Annotated in this window: 19 protein-coding genes; 15 read left to right on the forward strand and 4 right to left on the reverse strand. The window is 73.0% G+C overall.

Annotated elements, in window-relative coordinates; translation table 11 throughout:
• The 4 genes from ACH45E_RS11270 to ACH45E_RS11285 all read left to right on the forward strand — a co-directional run bounded on the left by ACH45E_RS11270 (window position 1) and on the right by ACH45E_RS11285 (window position 8,876).
• On the forward strand, window positions 1-2,127 hold the full coding sequence (locus tag ACH45E_RS11270; protein WP_361445944.1) for a hypothetical protein: 2,127 nt from the start codon (window positions 1-3) through the stop codon (window positions 2,125-2,127).
• Window positions 2,124-3,446 (forward strand): hypothetical protein, encoded by a 1,323-nt coding sequence (locus tag ACH45E_RS11275; RefSeq protein ID WP_361445941.1) that lies wholly within the window; start codon window positions 2,124-2,126, stop codon window positions 3,444-3,446. Before ACH45E_RS11270 ends, ACH45E_RS11275 begins: the two co-directional genes overlap by 4 nt.
• Window positions 3,443-7,054: a tetratricopeptide repeat protein gene (locus tag ACH45E_RS11280; RefSeq protein ID WP_361445938.1), complete on the forward strand. Its 3,612-nt coding sequence runs from the start codon at window positions 3,443-3,445 to the stop codon at window positions 7,052-7,054. Before ACH45E_RS11275 ends, ACH45E_RS11280 begins: the two co-directional genes overlap by 4 nt.
• A 130-nt stretch (window positions 7,055-7,184) precedes the next feature.
• On the forward strand, window positions 7,185-8,876 hold the full coding sequence (locus tag ACH45E_RS11285; RefSeq protein WP_399040453.1) for a hypothetical protein: 1,692 nt from the start codon (window positions 7,185-7,187) through the stop codon (window positions 8,874-8,876).
• Window positions 8,877-8,969: 93 nt separating this feature from the next.
• On the opposite strand, the gene ACH45E_RS11290 is transcribed toward ACH45E_RS11285, so the two are convergent.
• Window positions 8,970-9,770 carry a hypothetical protein gene (locus ACH45E_RS11290; protein ID WP_361445932.1) on the reverse strand — a complete coding sequence of 267 codons (801 nt, stop codon included), beginning with the start codon at window positions 9,768-9,770 and terminating at the stop codon, window positions 8,970-8,972.
• A 71-nt stretch (window positions 9,771-9,841) separates the two neighbouring features.
• Here ACH45E_RS11290 and ACH45E_RS11295 point away from each other — a divergent pair, with 71 nt between their 5' ends.
• From ACH45E_RS11295 to ilvD, 4 genes are all read left to right on the forward strand, one after another.
• A complete protein-coding gene (locus ACH45E_RS11295; RefSeq protein WP_361445929.1) occupies window positions 9,842-10,774 on the forward strand; it encodes a Ppx/GppA phosphatase family protein in 933 nt (310 codons plus the stop codon).
• A 151-nt stretch (window positions 10,775-10,925) separates the two neighbouring features.
• Window positions 10,926-11,747 carry a sugar phosphate isomerase/epimerase gene (locus ACH45E_RS11300; protein ID WP_361445926.1) on the forward strand — a complete coding sequence of 274 codons (822 nt, stop codon included), beginning with the start codon at window positions 10,926-10,928 and terminating at the stop codon, window positions 11,745-11,747.
• Window positions 11,744-12,352: a TetR family transcriptional regulator gene (locus tag ACH45E_RS11305; RefSeq protein ID WP_361445923.1), complete on the forward strand. Its 609-nt coding sequence runs from the start codon at window positions 11,744-11,746 to the stop codon at window positions 12,350-12,352. The genes ACH45E_RS11300 and ACH45E_RS11305 overlap by 4 nt, the downstream gene beginning before the upstream one ends.
• A gap of 145 nt (window positions 12,353-12,497) precedes the next feature.
• Window positions 12,498-14,351, forward strand: a complete 1,854-nt coding sequence (gene ilvD, locus ACH45E_RS11310) for a dihydroxy-acid dehydratase (protein ID WP_361445920.1) — start codon at window positions 12,498-12,500, stop codon at window positions 14,349-14,351.
• 52 nt (window positions 14,352-14,403) lie between these two features.
• Here ilvD and ACH45E_RS11315 read toward each other — a convergent pair whose 3' ends face one another.
• Entirely contained in the window at window positions 14,404-16,599 is a 2,196-nt protein-coding gene (locus ACH45E_RS11315) for a serine/threonine-protein kinase (RefSeq protein WP_361445917.1), read from the reverse strand.
• Window positions 16,600-16,780: 181 nt separating this feature from the next.
• Here ACH45E_RS11315 and ACH45E_RS11320 point away from each other — a divergent pair, with 181 nt between their 5' ends.
• The 6 genes from ACH45E_RS11320 (at window position 16,781) to proC (ending at window position 21,218) form a co-directional block, all read left to right on the forward strand.
• Window positions 16,781-17,101, forward strand: a complete 321-nt coding sequence (locus tag ACH45E_RS11320) for an SH3 domain-containing protein (protein WP_361445914.1) — start codon at window positions 16,781-16,783, stop codon at window positions 17,099-17,101.
• Between the two features lie 42 nt (window positions 17,102-17,143).
• Complete coding sequence (locus ACH45E_RS11325) at window positions 17,144-17,665, forward strand: EamA/RhaT family transporter (protein WP_361445911.1); 522 nt, start codon at window positions 17,144-17,146, stop codon at window positions 17,663-17,665.
• A gap of 75 nt (window positions 17,666-17,740) precedes the next feature.
• Window positions 17,741-18,559 carry a class I SAM-dependent methyltransferase gene (locus ACH45E_RS11330; RefSeq protein ID WP_361445908.1) on the forward strand — a complete coding sequence of 273 codons (819 nt, stop codon included), beginning with the start codon at window positions 17,741-17,743 and terminating at the stop codon, window positions 18,557-18,559.
• A 32-nt stretch (window positions 18,560-18,591) separates the two neighbouring features.
• Window positions 18,592-19,416, forward strand: coding sequence for an ABC transporter ATP-binding protein (locus tag ACH45E_RS11335; protein ID WP_361445905.1), 825 nt, complete (start codon window positions 18,592-18,594; stop codon window positions 19,414-19,416).
• Entirely contained in the window at window positions 19,413-20,165 is a 753-nt protein-coding gene (locus ACH45E_RS11340) for an ABC transporter permease (RefSeq protein ID WP_361445902.1), read from the forward strand. The genes ACH45E_RS11335 and ACH45E_RS11340 overlap by 4 nt, the downstream gene beginning before the upstream one ends.
• A 240-nt stretch (window positions 20,166-20,405) precedes the next feature.
• A complete protein-coding gene (proC, locus tag ACH45E_RS11345) occupies window positions 20,406-21,218 on the forward strand; it encodes a pyrroline-5-carboxylate reductase (RefSeq protein ID WP_361445899.1) in 813 nt (270 codons plus the stop codon).
• 43 nt (window positions 21,219-21,261) lie between these two features.
• On the opposite strand, the gene ACH45E_RS11350 is transcribed toward proC, so the two are convergent.
• Complete coding sequence (locus ACH45E_RS11350) at window positions 21,262-21,852, reverse strand: cysteine hydrolase family protein (protein WP_361445896.1); 591 nt, start codon at window positions 21,850-21,852, stop codon at window positions 21,262-21,264.
• A gap of 76 nt (window positions 21,853-21,928) precedes the next feature.
• Here ACH45E_RS11350 and ACH45E_RS11355 point away from each other — a divergent pair, with 76 nt between their 5' ends.
• Window positions 21,929-22,924, forward strand: a complete 996-nt coding sequence (locus ACH45E_RS11355; protein ID WP_361445893.1) for a helix-turn-helix domain-containing protein — start codon at window positions 21,929-21,931, stop codon at window positions 22,922-22,924.
• On the opposite strand, the gene trpS is transcribed toward ACH45E_RS11355, so the two are convergent.
• Window positions 22,864-23,889: a tryptophan--tRNA ligase gene (gene trpS, locus ACH45E_RS11360; protein WP_361445890.1), complete on the reverse strand. Its 1,026-nt coding sequence runs from the start codon at window positions 23,887-23,889 to the stop codon at window positions 22,864-22,866. The genes ACH45E_RS11355 and trpS overlap by 61 nt on opposite strands.
• Between the last annotated feature and the right edge of the window lie 589 nt (window positions 23,890-24,478).

A 24,478-nucleotide genomic window follows, 5' to 3' on the forward strand; every position in this document is an offset into this window, starting at 1 on the left:
ATGCAGGACCGCCCCCTGGACGCCCGGCCCGAGCCGGACGGAGAGAAGCCCTCACCGCCGTACGCCGTGCCCGCCCCGGCCGACCGCGGCGCCACCCCGCCCTCCGGCGCCCCCCGAGCGGGTTCCGCCCGCGCCGGCACGCCGAAGCCCGCGGCGCCCGCCGAACCGCCGCCCCTCCCGGTCACCCGCGCCCTGACCCTGCTGTCCTGCCTGGCCGCGGAACCGGGCGCGGGGGGCCTGCTCTTCCTGGACCTCGACCCGGAACTCCTGCCCGCCCTGGGCGCCTGGCTGGCCGCACACCTGGGCTCCGGCGCGGACGTCCGCCCGCTGGGCTCCGGCGCGGACGTCGGCACCCTGGGCGCCGACGCGGATGCCCGCGCCCTGGGCGCCGGCGTGGATACCCGCCCGCTGGGCTCCGGCGCCGACGCCCGCACCCCGGGTTCCGACGACGACGTCCGCACCCTGGGCTCCTGGCTGGGCGAGGACGAACTGTGGCTGCGCCCCCGGCTGGACGCCGACGGACTGCGTCTCGTGCCGGGCCTGCTGGTCGAGAAACCCGGCGGCCCCCCTCCGGTGCTCCTCGTCCCCGACCTGGGCCAGGCCGGGCCCGCCGTCGTACGGGCCGCCGTGACGCTGATCGGCGCCGAGGCGGGCCACGTGGAGATGCACGGGCACAGCCTTCGCTGGCATCCGAGGGCCCGCTGGCTGGCGGCCGTCGACCGCACCGAGGCCGGCCGGCTCTCCCCGCACCTGCTGGACCGGTTCCCGCTGCGCATCGAGGCCGAGCCGCTCAACGACATCCTGTGGGGGCTCGGCACCGAGCGGTTCTGGGACCTGCCCGCCGAGCGCGACAGCCTGGTCCGGGCGCTCCCGTTCCTCCCGCCGATACCGGCGGACGGACCCCGCCCCCTCCTGACGCCGGGCGCCGCCGAACGCGTCGCCGCCCTGGTCCCCGCGACGGTCGGCATGCGGCGCGGCCTGGCCCTCGCCCGCGTCGCCCGCGCCCTGGCGGCCCGGGCGGGCGCACCCCGTACCGAGGTGCGGCACGTCATGGAAGCCGCCGCCCTGCTCGGCATCATGGCCCCGCACGTCCCGTTCGAACCGCGCCAGGAACCCCCGCCCCGCCCGCACCCCGCCGCGGCCGAACCCCAGCCGGCCAAGGAGCCGCAGCCACCCGCGGCCCCTCCGGTGCCCACCCCCGTGGCCGATCCCGAGCCGCCGCTCCCGCTGTCCCCGACCCCGGTCGCCCCGCGCGTGCCGCCGGCCCCGTACCCCGAGGACTCACCGGACGCCCTGCCCCAGCCGGGCTCGCTGCGCCCGCCGGGCCGCCGCCGCACCGCGGCCAAGCGGCTCAACGGCCGGCCGGTGGGGACGATGCGGGCCCGTGACGTGCACGACCTCGCCCTGGTGCCGAGCATGGTCGAGGCCGCCATGTCCCGGCTGCTCACCGCGGACCGCCCGGACGGCCAGGCCCACCAGGGCGGCCAGGCCCACCCGGACCGTCCGCTCGCCCTGCGGGCGGAAAACCTGCGGCAGTACCGCCGCCGCCCCGAACCGGCGCACGCCCTGGTGCTCGTCCTCGACCACTCCTGCCGCGACTGGGATCCCGCGCCCGCGCTGGCTCCGCACCTGCGCTGGGCCTACGAGTCGAACGCGGCCGTGACGGTGGTGGAGTTCGGCCACCGCACCGCCGAACTCGAACTGTGCGCGGAACGCTTCCGGGCGCCCTCGCTGCTCCACCCCGGTCTCCTCGAGGCCCTCGAGCGGGCCCCGGGCACGGCCAGCCCGCTCGCCCACGCCCTCGACCTCGGCGTCCACGAACTGCGCCGCTTCCTGCGCCGGGGACGCGCGGTGGTCGACGAGGTGCTGTTCGTCGTCGTCACGGACGGCCGGGGCAACGTGCCCCTGGAGGCCAGTCTGCGCGGGCGCCCGCCGAGCGGGGTGCGCCGGGAGGGCGTCGACGACGCCCTGCGCGTCGCGGCCACGGCGGCCACGCTGAACCGGATGCGCGCGGTGGTCGTCGCGCCCGACCTCGACCAGTACGCGGAACTGCCCGCCGAACTCGCCGAGGCCCTCGGCGCGACGCTCCTCGTCACACCCCGGCGCCGACCGGGGGCGCTGTCATGACACCCGAACCGATGAACCTGCGCGGCTGGTTACAGGCGGACCTGGGCAGGCCCGCCCTCGAGCGGACCGAGCGGCCCGCCGCCTCCCGGGACGAACCCGACGGCGTCAGAGGGCCCTCCACGACCTCGCTCCTCGATGTCGAAGACGCCCCCTTGTCCGAGCAACTCCCGGACGGCACAGCCCTGTTGCGCGTCAAGAGCAGGCCGTACGCGGACCAGCCGAACTACGAGCTCGACTTCCACTACCGGGGAGAGACGGTGAGCGCGAACCGCGACACCGACTTCCAACGGCGTCGCCCACCCGATCTGGGCCTGCCGCGCCTCGCCGAACTGGCGGCGCAGATCGGGTGGCGGGACACCTACCGGCGGGTCAAGGGCTGGTGGAAGAACGAGCCGAGACTGATCGGGTGGGTCGACCATCTGGAACAGGCCGAGAGCCCCAAGCTGGTGGTCTGGGACGACACGGCGTACGAGATCCCGTGGGAGCTGCTCTACCGGCAGCGGATCGGAGGCGCGGCGGTCATGAACGCGGCGGACGGCACGGGCGGCTGGATCGGTGCCACGCTCCCGGTCATCCGCTGGCCCACCGTGCTGAACGGCGTCCGCGCCGAGCGCTACGACCCCCGCCGCACGGACTGCCGCGGCGGCGTACTCGTCTACGAGGACGAGGAGTTCCGCGCCGAGCACGACGGCGTCGGCCGGCACGAGGTCCTGCCCCGGTCCCGCCGCATGGCGGAGCTGCGCTCCCGCCTCGAGGACCCGTACACCGCCTTCGGGCTGCTCCTTCTGCGCTGCCACGGCAACTACTCCCGGAACCCCGAGAAGTTCCTGCTCGGTGACGCCTCGCTCGCCGCGCTGTCGGACGAATGGCGGATGCCCGCCCTGTTCGAGACGGGGGCGGCCGTCCTCATCAACTCCTGTGTGTCCGCGCGCACCGCCGAGGACCACCGGTACAACTCGGCCGTGCCCTGCACGTTCGCCGAGGTCTTCCTCAGATGGGGCGCCGGCGCGGTCGTCGCCACGCTCGCGGAGGTGAGCAAGGCGGACGCCCACGACTTCGCGGCACGGCTGCTCACCCAGGCGGCGGACGGCCCGGTGAACCTCGCCGCGGCCCTGACGGAGAACCGCGCGTACCACGCCCGGCGGGCCGAGACGGCCGTCCGGCAGGGGGACACCGCCGCCCTGGCCGGCGAGGAGATCGACGAGGAGATCAAGGCCTTCTTCGCCGGCTTCACCTACGCCTACTTCGGCCATCCGGGGACCACACTGGCCCTGGAGGCGCCACCGGCGCGGGCCTGCGGAGGGGGTGAGGGCGCATGACCGTACCGGCGGACCGGCCGTCCGTCCCGCTCCGGCCCCTCGTCAGCTGGCCCGAGGAGGTGGAGGGCGGGCAGAAGTACCTGGTCACCGTCGACGTCGAGTTCGACGCCGAGAACGACGCCTGGCCGTACGACACCGAGGAGTACGCCATCGGCTGCATGGTCGAGGGCGGCCCCGGCCTCGCCGTCGAGTCGGCCGGCGACACCACCCTCGTACTCCACCGCTTCGGCGGCACCTACGGCCCGGCCCGCTTCGTCACCTATTCCGTGGACGAGACCGGCGCCGGCCAGGACACGGCACTGCTGCTCACGCTGATCACCGCCGGCGGGGTGCCCTTCCGCAGCGAACGCCTGCCGGTGCGGACCAGCCCGGCCGGGCAGCTCCCGCCGGGTCCGCGGACCGAGGTGGAGCTGCCCGGACCGGTCGATCCGGACGGGCCCGGGGCCGAGGTGGAGGAGGAGACCGAGGAGGAGGCCGGGACCGTGCTGGTGCTGGCCGGGTCCGACGGGCTGCACGCCGCGCTGTACGCCCGGCTCACCGACCGGAAGTTCAGCGCGGACCACACGATCGGCACCCTGGTGGGCACCGCGCGGCGGGTGGTCGTCATGTCCGTCGACTGGCAGTCGCCGCAGTTCCGGCGCGAGGTCATGGCGGCCGGCCAGCGCCACGGCGTGTCACTGGTGGTGTCCCTGGTCCACGGGCGTGGCGTGCGGCGCAGGCTGGAGTACGGCGACGTCGTCGTGGCCACCGAGGTCGAACTGCGCAGCGGCATCGTCGTACGGCCCTCCTCGCGCCTGGTGGAGTCGGCGCGCGTGGTCATGGGCAGCAGCGCCTACTACGAGCCCGTGCGCCCGGACACCCGGCGGGACCAGGTCTGCCTCAACACCGCGTACACCACTCCCGCCGCCGAGCACCTGACGATCTGCGCGGTCGGCCGGGCGGCGGTCGACCGCGCCACGGAGGTGCTGAGGTCGGTGCTCGGCACCGAAGCCCCGCGTATCGACCGGCTGGCCCTGCCGCGCGTACCCGCGGCCTTCACCGGACGGGACGCGGAGACGGGCCACCTGCTGAAGCTGCTGAACCCCTCCGAGCGGATCTCGACCGAGCGGTTCACCCTGGTGTCCGGCATGCCCGGCATCGGCAAGACCGTGTTCGCGGTGGCGGCGGCCCGCGAGGCCGTGGAACGCGGCTGGTTCCCGGGCGGCGCCTACTGGATCCCGCCCGGCCCGGAGGCGGCCGCCGCCGTGGCCCGGTCGGTGTCCCGGTTGCGGGACGGCCAGCAGCCGGTGCTCGTCGTGCACGACGAGGCGACCTGGGCCGAGGCGCACGACACCTGGGACGACGTTCCCGCCCGCAGCCGGTTCCACGTCCTGGTCACCTCCCGCCCCGCGACGGGGGCCCCCGACGAGCGGCACATGGTGCTGAGGCCCCTCACCCCCCAGGCCGCGACGGCCGTCCTCGGTGCCGCCGGCCCCGAGAACGAGGCGGCGCAGCGGCTGGCCGCCCTGTGCGGAGGCGTGCCCCTGGCCCTGCGGCTCGCCGCCCAGTACCCCGGAACCCTCGCGCAGATGCTCGACCGTACCGAGTCGGCGGGCGGGATCTTCCATGTCTTCGACGAGCTCAGGAACGCCTTCGACACCGAGTACGCGAGGCTTGCGCCGGCCTGGCGCACGGCACTGCGGCTGCTGTCGGCGGCGCCGGGCGACGACCTCGGGACGGAATCGGTGGCCGTGCTGTTCGCCGGGCACGACGCGGCCGTGCGGGGGCTGCACGGGGCCGGCCTGATCGTGCAGGAGGGGCCCGCGGAACAGGGGCCCGCGGAACGGCTCCGGGTGGAGACGCTGCCGAAGGAGTACGTCCGCCAGGTGCTCGGCAGGGGGCCGGCCGTCCGGGAGGAGGCGACGAGCGCACGGCGTCGCCTGCTGGCCTTCTGCCTCGACCGGACCCGTGCGGCCGTCACGGACCTGGGCCTGGGCGCCTCGCCCCCCGACGACAACCGGCCCGGGGCCCGTGAGGACGCGCTGGCCTGGCTGGACGGCGAGCGCGACAACCTGGTCGCACAGGCCCTGGAGGCGCCCGCGTACGCCGACGCCGACCATGTCGCGGACCTCGTGCTGCTCCTGGGCGCCTACCTGAACTGGCGCCGGGACTTCGAGCGCTGCCTGGACTGCTGTGCGACCGCGCTGGACCAGCACGTCAGCGCACATCTGAGGGCGCACCTGATGAACCTGAGGGGCGCCGCGCTGCGCGGCACGGGCCGACTGGCCGAAGCGACGCGGACGCACGAGTTGGCCCTGACCCTGCATGAGCAACTCGGCGACGCCTGGGGCGCGGCCAAGGCCCACGAGGCCCTCGGCCTGGTGGCCGCAGAGCGGGGCGACTGGGCCACCGCCCTGACGGCGCACACCAGGGCACTGGACGGGATGACGCGCGTCGGCGACCGCCGCGGCGAGGCCGAGGCGGGCACGGACCTCGGCGTGGCCCTCCTGAAGACGGGCGCGTACGCGGAGGGGTTCGAGTATCTGAGCCGGGCCACCGACATCTGCCGCGAGCTCGACGACCGCCCGGGCACGGCACGGGCGCTGCTCATCCGCGCCGAGGCCCTCTACGACTCCGGCGGCATGCAGGACGCCCTCGCGCTGGCGGAGGAGGCAGCGCCGCTGTTCGAGGAACTGACCGACGACTACGGCCGGGCCCGGGTCCTGGAGGTCAGGGCCCGGGCGAACGAGGAACTGCGCCGCTACACCGACGCGCGCAACCAGTGGAAAGCGGCCGTGGAGGCATACCGGCGGGTGGGGGACACGGAGAGCGCGACCCGGGCCATCAGACACTCGTACCGCGTCGGCATCGGCGTGCACCACCGCGAGGCCCAGGTCCTGATCACGGTGGCGAGCGGGCTCCTCAGGACCTCCTCCTACCGGTGGGCCGTCCTGCTGGCCCGCGGCCAGGGCTGGGAGACCCGGCGCGAGAGCCGGTCCTCCATCAAGATCAACGCGCTGCCCAAGGCGGTGGCGGAGCCGCTCGGCCTGACGCTGCGTGAGGCCGACACGCCCCATTGCCCGGCGCCGGTCGAGATCGCCCTGCCCCTGACGGGCTTCGACCTGGCACCGCACACCTGGCGGGGCACCGACTCGTCCCAGCCACTGGGCTCGCAGCGCCCGGTGACCCTGCGCTACACGGACCGGGGTGCGTCGACCCTGAACCCGGGAGCCGCGGCCTGGCAGAACCTCCAGCACGCGCAGAGCTTCCTCGCCTGGTACCTCCCACTCCCCGCCGCGGGGGAGCCGCTGGGCGTCCACCCGCGCGGCGGCATCCCCTTTCTGTGCGGCCCGGTCAGCCATGGGCCCGGCCGGGAGATCATGTCGCGGCTGCTGACAGAGAGCCATGGCGTCGCCCTGTGGACCACGGCTCCGCACGCGAAGGAGTGCGGCCCGCAGTGTGAGCGGCTGATCCGCACCGTGGACGACTTCCTGCGCGGCATCGGATCCATCGCGGAGATCCCCCGCGCCCTGTGGTGGCTGCGCGTCCAGGGCCGCGACGAACAGCTCTCGCTGCTCTACGACGACCCCCTGTCGCCCCTCCCCAACTTCCATCGCCCCGCTTACTGAGCCCCGCTGTCCCGCATCGGTCGCGGAATCCGAGGTTCCTGTCCCCTTATGAGGGATCGTTTCACCCGTACGGATTAAATGTGCTCAAGCCGCCGGAATGGCTCATCCCCCGACGCCTACGGTCGCACGGGTGATGAGCACCAGTCCGGAGACCTCGACCCGCACCACCGGCGCACACAGAGCGCACCGTGAGGCGCGCGATCGTGCTGCGGCGCACACGTTGGCGCAGCGTCCGCCCGCGCGCTACGAGCCCTACCTGGACGGCCTGTTCACCTACTGCCTGTCCGTGCTGTGCGACCACGAGGCCGCGACCGCCGCACTGGGCGACGTCCTCGCGCTCGCCGAGCGGCGCGGGCAGCGGGTGCCGCAGGCGGCGGACGACCGCAGGGCCTGGCTGTACGCGCTGGCCCGCTGGGCGTGCCTGCGCAAGCTCGCCGAGGCCAAGCAGAAACGTCAGGCCACGCACGCGGCGGGCCGCGCCCGGGCCGAGAAGGGGCACGTCACCGACCCGCCCGTCTCCGCGGAGGCCCAGGAGCAGCGGCGCGGCGAACTCGCCCAGCTCGCCTGGCCGGAGGCCGCCGGCACCAGCCCGGAGCAGCGCGAGGCACTCGAACTCGCCGTACGCCATCACCTCGCCGCCCAGGAGGTCGCCGCCGTCCTCGGCATGGACCTCGCCGCCGCCCGCGAACTGCTGGCCTCCGCCGCCTGCGAGGTCGAGCGCACCCGCGCCGCGCTCGCCGTCGTCGAGGCCGGCGGCTGTCCCGGCGTGGACCGGCTCACCGGCGACCAGCAGCTGGTGCTCAGCAGCGCCCTGCGCCGCGAGCTGGTGCGGCACGTCGACGACTGCCCGCGCTGCCGCCGCACCGCCGGGCGCGCGGTCCCGGGACGCTGGCCCGGCACCACGGTCACCCCTGCCGAGCTGCCCGTCCTTCAGGCGCCCCGCGCGGCCCTGCACGTCGCCCTGGCCCCCGGCCCGCGCGCACGGGGCTCCGCCACGCCCCGCTTCGACCGGCGCGGCTTCCCCATGGACCCCAAGGACCGTGCCGCCCGCCGGGACCGCATCCGCGCGCGTGCCGTCACCACGACCGTCGTGGCCACCGTCGTCGCCGCCCCGGTGCTGGCCCTGTGGGCCGCGTACCGGGGCACTCCGATCGGAGAGGGCCAGGCCGGCCCCGCCGCCACCGCGCGCGAGGTGCACGGCCCCCACGGCCTGGACGGCGCCCCGGTAGGCGGCTACGAGAACGCCGGGAACGCCACCGTCCCCGGCAGAAGCCTCGCCAAGGACGGCTCCTCCGACGTCTCCGTGGAGGTGGTCAGTGTTCCCGGGGCCGGGCACAGAGGGGCCGGACATCTCACGGTCACCGCCGACACCAGGGGCGACACCACACTCGTCACGCTCACCGCGGCCGGCCCCTCCCCGGTCCGCTGGTCGGCGACCACCTCGGCCGACTGGCTCTACCTCAGCCGCCCCTCGGGGACCCTCCGGCCCGGCGAGTCGTTCACGATCAAGGTGTACGTCGACCAGCTGCGCGAGCCCGCCGGCCACTGGACCGCCCGGCTGGCGATCGCCCCGGCGGGCGCCGTCGTCTCGATCGAGGGCTACGGCCCCGTCCCCACGCGACCGGCCGACCCACCCCCGACCGCCGTCCCGGAGCCGGCCCCCACGTCCTCGCCCCCCACGGACCCCTCACCCACGGCCCCGCCCCCGCCCCCGCCCACGGACCCGACCCCCACCCCGACCGCCCCGCCCGACAACTCCTCAAGCCCCACACCCCCACCGCCCGACCCCGGCGCCCCGCCCCCACCGGACACCCCGGCCTAGCCGCGCGCCACCGCATGCGCGACACCAGCCACCCCACGAACGAGCCCGCACCCGCCGACGGCGAGGACACCCCACAGGGCCCCCGCACAGGCCCTAGGCCGGGTCCGCCGGATGCGGAGCCACCAGCGGCAGCTGGGAGGCCAGGCGCTGCTCGCACAGTTCGGCCAGCCGGTCGTAGCCGGCCTTGCCCATCAGCTCGGTCAGTTCGGGGCGGTAGGAGATGTAGACCGGCTCGCCCGCGCCATGGGCGGAGGTCGCCGACGTGCACCACCAGTGCAGGTCGTGGCCGCCCGGACCCCAGCCCCGGCGGTCGTACTCACCGATGGACACCTGGAGCACGCGTGTGTCGTCGGGCCGGTCGATCCAGTCGTACGTCCGCCGGACCGGCAGCTGCCAGCACACGTCCGGCTTGGTCTCCAGCGGCTCGCGGCCCTCGCGCACGGCCAGGATGTGCAGCGAGCAGCCCGCGCCGCCCGCGAAGCCGGGCCGGTTCTGGAAGATGCAGGAGCCCTGGAAGGGCCGCGTCTGCCGGGAACCGTCCTCGTCCTCGGAGACCCAGCCGTCCGCCAGCCCCTCGTCGTGGTGCTGCCAGATGTCCGGCGTGAGCCTGGCCACGTGTTCGGCGACCCGCTTCTCGTCGTCCTCGTCGGAGAAGTGGGCACCCAGCGTGCAGCACCCGTCGTCCGCGCGGCCCGCCTGGATGCCCTGGCAGCCGCTGCCGAAGATGCAGTTCCAGCGAGAGGTCAGCCATGTCAGATCACAGCGGAAGACCTGCTCGTCGTCCGCCGGATCAGGAAACTCCACCCACGCGCGCGCGAAGTCGAGCCCCTTCTCGTCGCCCGCCTGCGCAGCCGTGGAGGATTTGTCGCTCTTCGCCTTTTTCGTCTTTGGCACGCATCCAGGGTAAGTGGCCCAGGGCCGCTCCGGGGCCTGAGGACAGCGGTACTGGCAGTAGCGTTCCGTACATGAGACTCGGTGTCCTGGACGTGGGTTCGAACACGGTGCACTTGCTGGTCGTGGACGCACACCCCGGCGCGCGCCCCCTGCCCGCGCATTCGCACAAGGCCGAGCTGCGGCTCGCCCAGCTCCTCGACGGCAGCGGTGCCATCGGCGCCGAGGGCGTCGACAAACTGGTCGGAGTCGTCCGGGACGCCCTCCAGGCCGCCGAGGACAAGGGTGTGGAGGACCTGCTGCCGTTCGCCACGTCCGCGGTCCGCGAGGCGAGCAACGCCGACGAGGTGCTGTCCCGCGTCCAGGACACCACCGGCGTCGAGCTCCAGGTCCTCACCGGCGAGGAGGAGGCCCGCCTCACCTTCCTCGCCGCCCGCCGCTGGTTCGGCTGGTCGGCCGGGAAGCTGCTGGTCCTGGACATCGGCGGCGGCTCCCTGGAGATCGCCTACGGCATCGACGAGGAGCCCGACGCGGCCGTCTCCCTCCCGCTCGGCGCGGGCCGGCTCACCGCCGGCTGGCTGCCCGGCGACCCGCCCGACCCGGAGGAGATAAGGGCACTGCGCCGCCATGTGCGCACCGAGATCGCCCGCACCGTCGGCGAGTTCACCCGCTTCGGCGCCCCGGACCACGTGGTCGCCACCTCCAAGACCTTCAAGCAGCTGGCCCGTATAGCCGGCGCCGCCCGCTCCGCCGACGGCCTCTACGTCCAGCGCGAGCTCAAGCGCGAGTCCCTTCAGGCCTGGGTCCCCCGCCTCGCCTCCATGACCGAGGACCAGCGCGCCGAACTCCCCGGCGTCTCCGACGGCCGGGCCGGCCAGCTCCTCGCCGGCGCCCTGGTCGCCGAGGCCGCGATGGACCTCTTCGGTGTGGAGAACCTCGAGATCTGCCCGTGGGCGCTCCGGGAGGGCGTGATCCTGCGGCGACTGGACCACATGGGGTCGGTGTAGAGCACACGGAAAGCACACGGCGAGCACGCGGAGAGCACCCGTAGAGCACCCGGAGACAGGCCACGGACGACCGGCACTCGCCCGTGGCAAACCCCACAACGGCTAAGAGGGACCCCGCGTTCCGCTCACCGCAGCCCGTAACCTGTCCCTCATGGCAGAGCCCGTCCGCATCCCAGATGCGAAGGTCGCCCTCTCCACGGCCTCCGTGTACCCGGAGTCCACGGCGACGGCCTTCGAGACCGCCGCACGCCTCGGTTACGACGGCGTCGAGGTCATGGTGTGGACCGACCCCGTCAGCCAGGACATCGAAGCGCTGCGCCGCCTCTCCGACTACCACGCGATACCGATCCTCGCGGTGCACGCGCCCTGCCTGCTCATCACCCAGCGGGTCTGGTCCACCGACCCCTGGGTCAAGCTGGAGCGCGCCCGGGTGGCCGCCGAGAAGCTCGGCGCCGGCACCGTGGTCGTGCACCCGCCGTTCCGCTGGCAGCGCCAGTACGCCCGGGACTTCGTCACCGGGATCTGGCGCATGGCCAACGAGACGGACGTACGGTTCGCGGTGGAGAACATGTACCCCTGGCGCTACCGCGACCGCGAGATGCTCGCCTACGCCCCCGACTGGGACGTCACCCAGGACGACTACCGGCACTTCACGATCGACCTCAGCCACGCGGCGACCTCCCGCACCGACGCCCTCGACATGCTCGACCGGATGGGCGACCGCCTCGGCCACGTCCACCTGGCCGACGGCCGGGGGTCGGCCAAGGACGAGCACCTGGTCCCCGGCCGCGGCACCCAGCCCTGCGCCGAGGTACTGGAGCGGCTCGCGCTGACCGGCTTCGACGGCCACGTCGTCATCGAGGTCAACACCCGGCGGGCGATGTCCAGCGCCGAGCGCGAGGCCGACCTCGCCGAGGCCCTGGCCTTCACCCGCCTGCACATGGCCTCCCCGGTGAAGGTGCCCCGGCGGTGACCGGGACGACCGGCGCCCGCCGCCGCGGCCGGCCCCCGCGCACCGAGTCGGCCGGCACCCGCGACCGCATCCTCACCGCGGCCCGCGGGGAGTTCTCCGAGCGCGGCTACGAGAAGACGTCCGTACGCGGCATCGCCAAGGCCGCCGGCGTGGACTCCGCGCTCGTCCACCACTACTTCGGCACCAAGGACCAGATCTTCGAGGCGGCCATCGAGGTGGCCTTCGCGCCCGCCCTGAACGCCCCCGACGCACTGGCCGCGGGCCCCATGGACGCGGTGGGGGAGCGGCTGACCCGCTTCATCTTCGGCGTCTGGGAGAACCCCACCACCCGTACGCCCCTGCTGGCCATCCTGCGCTCCGCCGTCAGCAACGAGACCGCGGCCGCCGTCTTCCGCCGCCTGGTCGCCACCCAGCTGCTGCGCCGCATCGCCGTCCAGCTCGACCTGCCCGACGCCGAACTGCGCGCCGAACTGGCGGCCGCCCAGCTGATCGGGTGCGCGATGCTGCGCTACGTGATCAAGGTGGAGCCGCTGGCGTCGGCGGACCTGGAGCAGATCGTGGCGCGGGTGGCGCCGGTGGTGCAGGGACACCTGACCGGGCCCTGAGCCGGGGCCTGGCCGGTCCCTGAGCCGGGCGCCGAGCACAGCCGTTCCCGAGACATCCGTCCCGCAATCCGGACAGCTTGTCCCGATCCCTGGATGACCGGCGTACGCTCGTTACAGCCCTACCTGTCTGAAGGAGCGAGCGACGATGCCCGAGCTGAGGTCCCGCACAGTCACCCACGGCCGCAACATGGCGGGCGCCCGCGCCCTTATGCGCGCCTCCGGTGTACCCGGTGCGGACATCGGCCGGAAGCCGATCATCGCGGTCGCCAACTCCTTCACCGAGTTCGTGCCCGGCCACACCCACCTCCAGCCGGTCGGCCGGATCGTCAGCGAGGCCATCACCGAGGCCGGCGGTATCCCGCGCGAGTTCAACACCATCGCCGTCGACGACGGCATCGCGATGGGCCACGGCGGCATGCTCTACTCCCTGCCCTCCCGCGACCTGATCGCGGACAGCGTGGAGTACATGGTCGAGGCCCACTGCGCCGACGCCCTGGTCTGCATCTCCAACTGCGACAAGATCACCCCGGGCATGCTGCTGGCCGCGCTGCGGCTGAACATCCCGACGGTCTTCGTCTCCGGCGGCCCGATGGAGGCCGGCCGCGCCACCCTGGTCGACGGCACGGTCCGCACGCTCGACCTGGTCGACGCGATCTCCGACGCCGTGAACGACAAGATCTCGGACGAGGACATCCTCCGTATCGAGGAGAACGCCTGCCCGACCTGCGGCAGCTGTTCCGGCATGTTCACCGCCAACTCGATGAACTGCCTCACCGAGGCCATCGGCCTCTCCCTCCCCGGCAACGGCTCGGTCCTCGCCACCCACACGGCCCGCAAGCGGCTCTACGTCGACGCGGCCCGCACGGTCATGGACATCACCCGCCGCTACTACGAGCAGGACGACGACACGGTCCTGCCGCTCAACATCGCCACCTTCCAGGCCTTCGAGAACGCCATGGCCCTGGACATCGCGATGGGCGGCTCCACCAACACGATCCTGCACCTGCTGGCCGCCGCCCAGGAGGCGGGCGTGCCCTTCGCCCTGGACGAGATCAACGAGGTCTCCCGCCGGGTCCCGTGCCTGGCGAAGGTCGCCCCGAACGTCGCGAAGAACCGCACGTACTACATGGAGGACGTGCACCGCGCCGGCGGCATCCCCGCCCTGCTCGGCGAGCTGCACCGCGCGGGCCTGCTCAACGAGGACGTGCACTCCGTCCACAGCCCGTCCCTGGCGGACTGGCTGAAGACCTGGGACGTCCGCGGCGGCTCCCCGTCCGCCGACGCGGTGGAGATGTGGCACGCGGCACCCGGCTGCGTCCGTTCCGCCGAGGCCTTCTCCCAGTCCGAGCGCTGGGAGGCCCTGGACGAGGACGCGGCGGAGGGCTGCATCCGCTCGGCCGAGCACGCGTACTCCAAGGACGGCGGCCTGGCCGTCCTCAAGGGCAACCTGGCCGTCGACGGCTGCGTGGTGAAGACGGCCGGCGTGGACGAGTCGATCTGGACCTTCGAGGGCCCGGCGGTCGTCTGCGAGTCCCAGGAGGAGGCCGTCCAGCGGATCCTCACCCAGGAGGTCAAGGACGGCGACGTCGTCGTCATCCGCTACGAGGGCCCCAAGGGCGGCCCCGGCATGCAGGAGATGCTCTACCCGACCTCGTACCTGAAGGGCCGGGGCCTGGGCAAGACCTGCGCCCTGATCACCGACGGCCGCTTCTCCGGCGGCACCTCGGGCCTGTCCATCGGCCACGCCTCCCCGGAGGCGGCCTCCGGCGGCACCATCGCCCTCGTCGAGGACGGCGACCGCATCCGCATCGACATCCCGAACCGCACGATCGAGCTCCTCGTCGACGAGGCCGAACTCGCCCGCCGCGAGCAGGCCCTGGGCGGCGTCTACGCCCCCAAGAACCGTGAGCGCAAGGTCTCGGCCGCCCTGCGCGCCTACGCGGCGATGGCCACCAGCGCCGACAAGGGCGCGGTGCGGGACGTGACCAAGCTGGGCTGAGCGTACGTACACCTGAAGGGGCCGCCTCCGGTGGGGGCGGCCCCTTCGGCTGTCACCAGTCAGCCGGGTCGCGGCCGTCGACGGCGAAGACGGTGCCGTCGGGTGCGGAGGCGTAGACACGGCCCTTGACGACCACCGGCTCGGGCAGCGATGCGACGACCCGGTCCGGGTGTGTGCCGAGCCGGGTCGGGGTCTGCCCGAGGAGCCTGCCGCGCCGGGCGTCCACGGCGAGCAGCCGCCCGTCGGGGATGGTGACGTACACATGGCCGCCGTCGACGACCGGCGCCGAGCCGCGGCTCACGGAGGTCTGCAGCTGCCACGACTGCCGGCGCGCGCCCATGTCCACGGCCGACAGCGAGCCCCCGGTGGCCATGAGGTAGACCACGTCTCCGCGCACCGTGGCCTGGGAGTCCTCGGCGGACGCGGGCACGGCCACCCGCCGCGTCGTCCGGGACGCGGGGGTGTAGCGGACCACCGCCCGCGTGTCCCCGTAGACCCGGTCGACGGAGAGGAAGTAGAGCGATCCGCCGCTGGTGCCGACGGGCCGCAGTGATCCGTCGAGCCGTGCGTCCCAGCGCACGTCACCCGTGTCCGGGTCCACCGCCGTGACCCGCGTGCTCGACCCGTCTGCGGAGGTGCTCGTCGCGTACGCCGCCCGGTCCCCGGTGAACCAGGTGAACAGCGGGAACGCCTGCCCCGGCACCCGGCGGTGCCACTTCGTCCCGCCCGAGGCGCTGTCCAGGGCGGTGACCGTCCCGTCGGCCCCGGTGAGCAGGAGGGTGTCGCCCGTGAACCGCATTCCGCCGCCCGCGGGCAGGTCCTGCTTCCGGCGCACCTTGCCGGACGCGGGATCGAGCGCCTCCACGCGCCGCCCCTCGTCCGTCAGGATCTGCACCAGCCCGCCCGACAGCACGGGCGCCCCGCCGCCGAGCGACGACGTGGCGGCGGAGCGCCGCCAGAGCAGACTGCCGTCGGAGAGGGAGAGGCCGTAGACCCGCCCCGACTGCTCGCAGACCAACGCGGCGGCGGTGGCGGCGCATTGGGGTACCCCGGCATCCCCGGACCCGGGCTTCTCCGTCCACGGCAGGAACCCGTCGGCCGCCGCCCCGGCCGACACGGTGTGCGAGCCGCCCGCAGCCGACCGGGGAGCGGGACCGTCGAGCAACCGCACCGAGGCGACCGCACCGCCGACGACGAGCGCGAGCACCGCGGCCGCCACGCCCCACCACCGGCGCCCCCGGCGCTGCCCTGCGGTCCCCACGGCCCCGGACTCCACGGCATCGGGCGCCACGGCCTCGGGCTCCTCGCCCGTCTGGCCGTCCGCCCGTCCGCCGGTCTCGCCGCCCGTCTGCGCCTGGTCCGCAGGCGTGTCGATGTCGACCGTACGCTGCGACGGTATGAAGGTCTGCGTGTCGTACGAGGCCGCCACCGACCGCAGTTCCCGCATCAGTTCGTCGGGAGTGGGCCGTTCCTCCGGCTCCTTGGCGAGGCAGCGCAGCACCAACGGCGCCATGTTCTCCGGTACGCCGGCCAGGTCGGGCTCGTCGTGCACGACCTGGTACGCGACGACATAGGGGCTGTCGGAGTCGAACGGCCCGCGCCCGGTGGCCGCGTGCACCATGACCGACCCCAGGGCGAACACGTCGGCGGCCGGGCCCACCTCCCGCGGACGCCGGAACTGCTCCGGCGCCATGAACGGCGGAGTGCCGATCAACTTCCCTGTCTCGGTGCGCAGTTCGCTGTCCTTGGGGCGGGAGATCCCGAAGTCGATGACTTTTGGCCCGTCCTCGGCGAGCAGCACATTGCTCGGCTTGAGATCGCGGTGCACGACCCCCACCCGGTGAATGTCGCGCAGCGCCTCGGCCAGCCCGGCCATCAGCCGGCGCAACCGGTCCGGGGGCATGGCCCCGTGCTCCTTCACATGGTCGGCGAGGGTCTGCCCCGGGATGAACAGCGTCGCCATCCACGGCCGTTCCGCTTCCGGATCGGCGTCCACGACGGGCGCGGTGAACGCGCCGCTCACCCGCCGGGCGGCGGCCACCTCCTGCCGGAACCGGCCACGGAACTCGGGGTCCCTGGCGAACTGCGCGTGTACGACCTTCACCGCGACCTTCATGCCCGAGGTGCTGCGGGCCAGGTGCACGACACCCATCCCACCCGAGCCCAGCCTGGACTCCAGCTGGTAGTGACCGGCGTACTCGGGAAGTTCCGCTTCCGCGCCCGCTCCGGCGTTCCGCTGTGGCGCCATGGGACCACCCCCGTGCTGTTCGTCGGCGCGCGCGACGCACGGAGCCTAGTCGATGACTCGTACGAGACAGAGGCGGCTTGCTAGCGTTCGCGTGCGAATCACGCACATGTGTTTCGTATCGCGTTTCCGGGGAATCAACGGGACCCCATGGCACTCATGGGGATCGAACGGGGGAGTTCACATGTCTGTCACCGACATCGGAGAAGTCGAGGGCGGGGACGGGGCGGCGACCGTCACCGCCGCCGCGGAATCGAGTGTCCGCTACTACTCGGTCGCCCCGGGCGTCCGGCTCAACGTCCGCAGCGGCCCCGGCACCAACTACGGCCTCGTCCGCACCCTGGCCGAGGGTGCCAAGGTCCCGATCTACTGCCAGACGCCGGGCCAGACGGTCACCGGCCCGTACGGCACCAGCAAGATCTGGGACAACATCGGCGACGGCTACGTGTCCGACGCGTACGTCCACACGGGCGCCGACGGCTACGTGACCTCCCGCTGTTCCTGACCCGCCACGGAGCCCGCCGCGCCGTCCGGCCATAATCGTCCCGTGAGCGACGAAACCGGCACCCCGGACACCACGGCGGGCTCCCCGGGCGGCACCCCCGGCGACGGCCCTCGCCCCGAGCCCCTGCGGTTCTTCGGCACGACCTGGGTGAACCACGACAACGGCTACGCGGCCCGCCGCGCGGCCGTCACCGCCGGCTCCCTGGCCGCGGCCGTCGCCTCCTGCGTCGTCCTGCGCTTCGCCTACCAGGGACTGGAGATCGCGAACAGCGGAGCCTTCGTGACCGTCCTGGTCGTCGCGATGTTCGCGATCTGCAGCGCGCTGGCCTTCCGCAACACCTGGGACGGCTTCGGCAAGCGCCTCGACCCCGCCCGCCAGGCCTCCCTGCGCGGCCTGCTGGCCATCGGCTTCGTCGGCTCCCTCGCCGCCTACTTCTTCCGCTCCCTCACCGAGGCCCCCGGCGAGAAGCTGCATCGCGCCGAATACGAAGAGGCCCGCGCCCAGCACACCCGCCGCACCACCCGCCGCACGGGAAACCCCTCCAAGAAGCGCCGCAAGGGATAGACGGAAAGGGAAAGCGGAAGAAAGGCTTTCACCGTACCGACGGCATGCCCGGGCCCCAGCGGCCAGCATGACCGTATGACCACAACTCCATCACCGTCTCCATCACCGTCTCCGTCACCGTCCCGGTCTCCGTCGCCGTCGCATTTCGCCTCCCGGGCCCACTCCTTCAACGGCGCCGCCGCCCAGTACGCCGCGAACCGCCCCTCCTATCCGCCCGCCCTCTTCGACACACTCGAGGAACTCGCCGCCCGCCCCCTCACCGGCGCCCGGGTCGTCGACGTCGGCGCCGGCACCGGCATAGCCACCGCGCTGCTGCACGCCCGCGGCGCCGACGTGCTCGCGGTGGAACCCGGCGACGGCATGGCGGCCCAGTTCCGCCGCACCCTCCCCGACGTCCCGCTGGTCCGCGGCAACGGCAACGCCCTCCCGCTGGCCGACGCCTCCGCCGACCTGCTCACCTACGCCCAGGCCTGGCACTGGACCGACCCGGCCCGCTCGGTCCCGGAGGCCCTGCGCGTGCTGCGCCCCGGCGGGGCCCTCGCGCTGTGGTGGAACAAGAGCCCCCTCGGCGTCCCGTGGATCGACGCCCAGAACGAACGCCTCCAGCGCCACTTCGATGTCGACCGGCGTACGGAGGTGCACAACAGCTCGCGGTCCGCCCTCGCCGACCCCACCGGCCGCCTGGACTTCGCCGACCGCACGGTCCGCTGGAGCCGCCGCGTCCCCCTCGACACCCACCTCGCCAACCTCGGCAGTCACTCGGCCTTCCTGGTCCAGGACCGGGCGGCCACCGATGCCTTCCTCGCCGAGGAGCGCGCCCACCTCCGCACCGCGTTCCCCGACGGCACGGTGGAGGAGGTCTACGACGTGGAGCTGCTGGTGGCCGTCGCTTGACGGCACTCCACCCCGGGCGCATTATTCATCGCATGATGAATTATGTGCCCGGCCCTTCGGGGACCCCTGCCGGCCCCCCGTCGGCCCCCGCCGTACAGGCTTCCTCCCTCACCGCCGTCCGAGGCCCCCGCACCGTCCTGCGCGGCCTCGACTTCACCGTCCCGCGTGGCCAGATCACCGGCCTGCTCGGCCCCTCCGGATGCGGCAAGTCGACCCTCATGCGAGCCGTCGTCGGCACCCAGGCCAAGGTCACCGGCACCCTCCAGGTCCTCGGCCGCCCCGCAGGCCACCCCACCCTGCGCACCCGCATCGGCTACGTCACCCAGGCCCCGTCCGTCTACGACGACCTGACCGTCCGCCAGAACCTCGACTACTTCGCCGCGATCCTCGACCCCGGCCGCGCCGCGGCCGACCGCCGCCACGAAGCCGTCACCCGGGCCATCGCCGACGTCGACCTCACCACCCACGCCGACGCCCTCGCCGGCAACCTCTCCGGCGGCCAGCGCGGCCGCGTCTCCCTCGCCGTGGCCCTCCTCGGCACCCCCGAACTCCTGGTCCTCGACGAACCCACCGTCGGCCTGGACCCGGTCCTCCGCCGCGACCTGTGGCACCTCTTCCACGACATCGCCGCCACCCGCGGCGCCACCCTCCTGATCTCCTCCCACGTCATGGACGAGGCCGAGCGCTGCCACCGCCTCCTCCTCATGCGCGAGGGCGAGATCCTCGCCGAGGACACCCCCGACGCCCTGCGCACCCGCACCGGCGCCGAAACCGTCGAGGCGGCCTTCCTGCACCTGGTGGACGAGGCGGCAGCCGCGGGCCACGCGCAGGAGACGGAGAAGGAGACGGCACGATGACAAGTACGACGCTCAACATCTCCCGCACCACCGCCACCGCGGCCCGCGTCCTGCGCCAACTCCGCCACGACCCGCGCACCATCGCGCTGATGCTCCTGGTCCCCTGCCTGATGCTGCTCCTGCTGCGCTACGTCTTCGACGGCAGCCCGCACACCTTCGACAACATCGGCGCGTCACTCCTGGGCATCTTCCCCCTGATCACCATGTTCCTGGTGACATCCATCGCCACCCTGCGCGAACGCACCTCCGGCACCCTCGAACGCCTCCTCGCCATGCCCCTCGGCAAGGCCGACCTCATCGCCGGCTACGCGCTCGCCTTCGGCGCCGTGGCGATCATCCAGTCGGCACTGGCGACGGGCCTGTCACTCTGGATCCTGGGCCTCGACGTCACAGGCAGCCCCTGGCTACTGCTCCTCGTAGCCCTCCTGGACGCCCTGCTCGGCACCGCCCTCGGCCTGTTCGTCTCGGCCTTCGCGGCCTCCGAATTCCAGGCCGTCCAGTTCATGCCCGCGGTGATCTTCCCCCAACTCCTCCTCTGCGGCCTCTTCACCCCCCGACCCGCCATGCACCCCGCCCTCGAAGCCATCTCCGACGCCCTCCCCATGTCCTACGCCGTCGACGCCATGAACGAACTCCTCCACCACACGGACATGACGGGAACCTTCGTAAGGGATGTGCTGATCGTCGCCGGCTGCGCCCTACTGGTGCTGGCCCTGGGCGCAGCAACATTGCGCCGCCGAACCGCGTGAGGGCCGGATACTGCTCAGCCCCGGCCGTCATTACTCAGCCCGTCCGGGGGTGCCCCCTCTGGGGGAGTTTGAGGACGAGGCCGTTCAGGCCGATGGGGGTCCAGGGGGCGCAGCCCCCTGGCGGGGCCGAAGGGGCGGAGCCCCTGGGGACGGGAAGGGCAGGGGCGGCGGGGGCGAGACCACATCCCGCCCACCGGACACCCGCCCCCACCCCCGCACCCCCGGTGCAAGGATGACCCCATGACCCAGAAAGTCGCAGTCCTCGGCACCGGCAAGATCGGCGAAGCCCTGCTCAGCGGAATGATCCGAGCCGGCTGGGCCCCCGCCGACCTCCTGGTCACCGCCCGCCGCCGAGAACGCGCCGAAGAACTCCGCACCCGCTACGGAGTCACCCCGGTCACCAACCCCGACGCCGCCAAGGCCGCCGACACCCTCATCCTCACGGTCAAGCCGCAGGACATGGGCACGCTCCTCGACGAACTCGCCCCCCACATCCCCACCGACCGCCTGGTGATCAGCGGCGCCGCCGGCATCACCACCACCTCCATCGAGGACCGCCTCACCGCCGGCACCCCGGTCGTCCGCGTCATGACGAACACCCCCGCCCTCGTCGACGAGGCCATGTCCGTCATCTCGGCCGGCGCCCACGCCACCGCCGAACACCTCACCCACACCGAGGAGATCTTCGGTGCCGTCGGCAAGACCCTCCGCGTCCCCGAGTCCCAGCAGGACGCCTGCACCGCCCTCTCCGGCTCCGGCCCCGCGTACTTCTTCTACCTGGTCGAAGCCATGACCGACGCCGGCATCCTGCTCGGCCTGCCCCGCGACAAGGCCCACGACCTGATCGTCCAGTCCGCGATCGGCGCGGCCACCATGCTCCGCGACAGCGGCGAACACCCGGTCAAGCTCCGCGAGAACGTCACGTCCCCCGCCGGCACCACGATCAACGCCATCCGCGAACTGGAGAACCACGGCGTACGAGCCGCCCTCATCGCCGCCCTGGAAGCCGCCCGCGACCGCAGCCGCGAACTGGCCTCGGGCAAAAAGGACTGAGCGCCCCGGTGACCCAGTGGGGGCACAGGGGGGGGCGATGGGCTCAGCCCACCACCGCAGCCCCCACCACCTCCTCCGTCGTCACCACCCGCGCGAACCCACCCCCGTGCAGCGACACCGCTGAAGCCTGCGCGACCTCCTCCGCATCGCGCCGCCAGCCGAACGGCCCCTCCAGGTCGAAGGTGTACGTCGCGTCGTACGGCACCACCACGTCGTACCCGAGGTTCCCGCCCATCCGGGCCGTCGTCTCCACGCACATGTTGGTCTGGATCCCGATCACCACGACCTGCCCGATCCCCTCCGCCGTCAGCCAGGCCCCCAGATCCGGCGTACCGAGGAAGGCCGAGTTCACGGTCTTCGTCAGGAACAGCTCGGCCCCCGCCCCCTTCCCGCGCCGCTCCGCCACGTACTCCTTCAGGTCGTTCCCCGCATACCCGGGCCGCAGCGGCGACTGAGGTTTCGGCGAGTCGTGCCGTACGAAGACGACCGGCCGCCCCGTCGACTGCCATACGTCGATCAGCGCCGCGATGTTGTCATCGGCCCCCGGGTTGTTCCGCGGCCCCCAGAAGCCGGCCTCCTCGAAGCCCTTCTGCACGTCCACGACCACCAGCGCTGCGTTCTCCGCGATCTCCATACCGACGATCCTCCCGCCGTCGGGCCCGCCCGCCCCATAGGGTGAAAAGACAGCGATCGATGGTTTACTGCCACCCATGGCCCGCGCCCACCGCATCGCCCTCGTCGCCTTCCCCGGCATCCGCGCCTTCGACGTCTCCGTCATCACCGAGGTCTGGGGCACCGACCGAACCGACCGCGGCGCCCCCGCCTTCGACCTGCGTCGAGTCGCCGCCGGCACCACCCCCATCCCCATGCGAGGCGGCCTCTCCCTCCTCCCCGACCGCGCCCTCACCTGGCTCGACCAAGCCGACCTGATCGTGATCCCCGGCCTGGACGACCACCTGACCCCCGCACCCACCCCCGTCCTCGACGCCCTCCGCCGCGCCCACACCCGCGGCACCACCCTCGCCGCCCTCTGCGGCGGTGCCTTCACCCTCGCTCAGGCCGGCCTCCTCGACGGCCGCCGCGCCATCACCCACTGGAACCTCGTCGACCTGCTGCGGACCCACCACCCCCAGGTCACCGTCATCCCCGACGCCCTCTTCATCGAGGACGGCAACATCTGGACCGCGGCAGGCACGGCGGCCGGCATCGACCTCTGCCTCCACCTGGTCCGCCGCGCCCACGGCGCCGAAGCCGCGGCCACCATCGCCCGCTCCATGGTCACCGCCCCCTTCCGCACCGGCACCCAGGCACAGTTCATCGAGCGCCCCACCCCCCGCGCGGACCGCGACGCCGACTCCCTCGCCGCCGTACGCGAACACGCCCTGCGCCACCTCCACGAACCGCTCACCGTCGCCGACCTGGCCGCCCACGCGGGCATGTCCCCCCGCAGCTTCGCCCGCCACTTCACGGCAGCCACCGGCACGACCCCGCTGCGCTGGCTCCTCGACCAGCGCATCGCCGCAGCCCAGAAACTCCTCGAACGCACCGACCTCCCCATGCCCGAGGTCGCCCGCCGCGCGGGCTTCGGCAGCGAGGTCACACTGCGCCAGCACTTCGCAGCGCGCCTCGCCACCAGCCCACGCGCCTACCGGACCGCGTTCACGACATCCCCAGCCCCCGCGGGCAGCAGCCCGATCGCCCGATAGGCGGCATCCACGGTCGGACGCGCCATCGCCCGAGCCCGGTCGGCCCCCCGACGCAGTACGTCCTCCACATAAGAGGGATCCGCACACAACTCCTTGTGCCGTGCCTGAACCGGCCGCAACACCTCCACGACGGCCTCCGCGGTGTCCTTCTTCAACGCTCCGTACGAGGCGTACCCCGCACCCAGCGCCGCCGGATCCCCACCCGTACAGGCGGCGAGAATCTCCAGCAGATTCGCCACCCCGGGCCGCCCCTGCCGGTCGTAGACGACCTCCCGCCCACTGTCGGTCACCGCCCGCATGACCTTCTTCCGCACCACGTCCGGCTCGTCGAGCAGATACACGATCCCCGGCCCGGAGTCGTCGCTCTTGCCCATCTTCGAAGCCGGCTCCTGGAGGTTCATCACCCGCGCGGCCACCCCCGGACTGGTCGCCTTCGGCACCACGAAGGTATGCCCGTACCGCTGGTTGAACCGCACCGCCAGATCCCGCGTCAGCTCCACATGCTGCGCCTGGTCGTCCCCCACCGGCACCTCATCGGTCCCGTACGCCAGGATGTCCGCCGCCATCAGCGCCGGATACGTCAGCAGCGACAGCCGCACGCTCCCACCCCGCGTCCGCTCCCGCGCGGCCTTCTCCTTGTACTGGATCATCCGCCGCATCTCACCGTCGGTCGCCACGCACTCGAGCACGTACGACAGCCGAGCGTGCTCATCGACATGACTCTGTACGAACACGGTGCACAGCTCGGGATCCAGCCCCGCCGCCAGCAGCAGCGTCGCCGCCTGCCGGCTCAGTCTGCGCACCCGCGCCGGATCGTGTTCCACGGTCAGCGCGTGCAGATCGACGATGCAGAACACTCCGTCCGACCTGTGCTGGTCCACCTCGGCCCAGCGCCGCATGGCTCCCAGATAGTTCCCCAGCGTCAGATGCCCGGTCGGCTTGACCCCGCTGAAGACTCGCGTCATCTCTCCTCCACCTCCTGGTCGAGGCCGCCGTCCCGGTCGGCCGGCCCTCAGGAGCCCTGGAGGGAGAAACGAGAACGGCCGCCGAGGCGGCGGCCGTTGAACGCATACGTGAGCGCGGCCGCCGTCAGGCGGCCCACCACTGCTGGTTGCACGTACGCGTAGTCATGGGCCCAGAGTACGCCGCCGGCGTGCCGTCCCGCCGCGAGTTGACACACCCCGACCTGATCCGTAAGGTTCTTCGAGTTGTCCGACGTGAGAGCCGACTCCGGTCGGTCCCCGGACAGCCATTCCGTAGGTACCAACCACAGCTCGGCGATCCGTTGCCGTGTGCTTTGGCGCGCGTATTTGCGAAATGAGGAATCCGCGTTCGAAAGGGCGCAGCCCCCGATTAGGTCGGGAGCGAGGAATCCACTAAAGTCTCACTCGTCGGAACGGCCGCAGGGCCGGGAAGACACCCCGCCGACCGGGAATCGGACGCCGAAAGGATCTGATAGAGTCGGAACCGCCGGAAAGGGAAACGCGAGAGCGGGAACCTGGAAAGCACCGAGGAAATCGGATCGAGAAAAGATCTGATAGAGTCGGAAACGCA

The sequence above is a fragment of the Streptomyces sp. NPDC020299 genome (assembly GCF_044387825.1).
Taxonomy (GTDB): Bacteria; Actinomycetota; Actinomycetes; order Streptomycetales; family Streptomycetaceae; genus Streptomyces.

Excerpts from the sequence above, each read along its gene's own strand:
- ACH45E_RS11270 (WP_361445944.1), top strand. The coding sequence starts at position 1 with ATGCAGGACCGCCCCCTGGACGCCCGGCCCGAGCCGGACGGAGAGAAG.
- ACH45E_RS11275 (WP_361445941.1), top strand. The coding sequence starts at position 2,124 with ATGACACCCGAACCGATGAACCTGCGCGGCTGGTTACAGGCGGACCTG.
- ACH45E_RS11280 (WP_361445938.1), top strand. The coding sequence starts at position 3,443 with ATGACCGTACCGGCGGACCGGCCGTCCGTCCCGCTCCGGCCCCTCGTC.
- ACH45E_RS11295 (WP_361445929.1), top strand. The coding sequence starts at position 9,842 with ATGAGACTCGGTGTCCTGGACGTGGGTTCGAACACGGTGCACTTGCTG.
- ACH45E_RS11300 (WP_361445926.1), top strand. The coding sequence starts at position 10,926 with ATGGCAGAGCCCGTCCGCATCCCAGATGCGAAGGTCGCCCTCTCCACG.
- ilvD (WP_361445920.1), top strand. The coding sequence starts at position 12,498 with ATGCCCGAGCTGAGGTCCCGCACAGTCACCCACGGCCGCAACATGGCG.
- ACH45E_RS11315 (WP_361445917.1), bottom strand. The coding sequence starts at position 16,599 with ATGGCGCCACAGCGGAACGCCGGAGCGGGCGCGGAAGCGGAACTTCCC.
- ACH45E_RS11320 (WP_361445914.1), top strand. The coding sequence starts at position 16,781 with ATGTCTGTCACCGACATCGGAGAAGTCGAGGGCGGGGACGGGGCGGCG.
- ACH45E_RS11330 (WP_361445908.1), top strand. The coding sequence starts at position 17,741 with ATGACCACAACTCCATCACCGTCTCCATCACCGTCTCCGTCACCGTCC.
- ACH45E_RS11335 (WP_361445905.1), top strand. The coding sequence starts at position 18,592 with ATGATGAATTATGTGCCCGGCCCTTCGGGGACCCCTGCCGGCCCCCCG.
- ACH45E_RS11340 (WP_361445902.1), top strand. The coding sequence starts at position 19,413 with ATGACAAGTACGACGCTCAACATCTCCCGCACCACCGCCACCGCGGCC.
- proC (WP_361445899.1), top strand. The coding sequence starts at position 20,406 with ATGACCCAGAAAGTCGCAGTCCTCGGCACCGGCAAGATCGGCGAAGCC.
- ACH45E_RS11350 (WP_361445896.1), bottom strand. The coding sequence starts at position 21,852 with ATGGAGATCGCGGAGAACGCAGCGCTGGTGGTCGTGGACGTGCAGAAG.
- ACH45E_RS11355 (WP_361445893.1), top strand. The coding sequence starts at position 21,929 with ATGGCCCGCGCCCACCGCATCGCCCTCGTCGCCTTCCCCGGCATCCGC.
- trpS (WP_361445890.1), bottom strand. The coding sequence starts at position 23,889 with ATGACGCGAGTCTTCAGCGGGGTCAAGCCGACCGGGCATCTGACGCTG.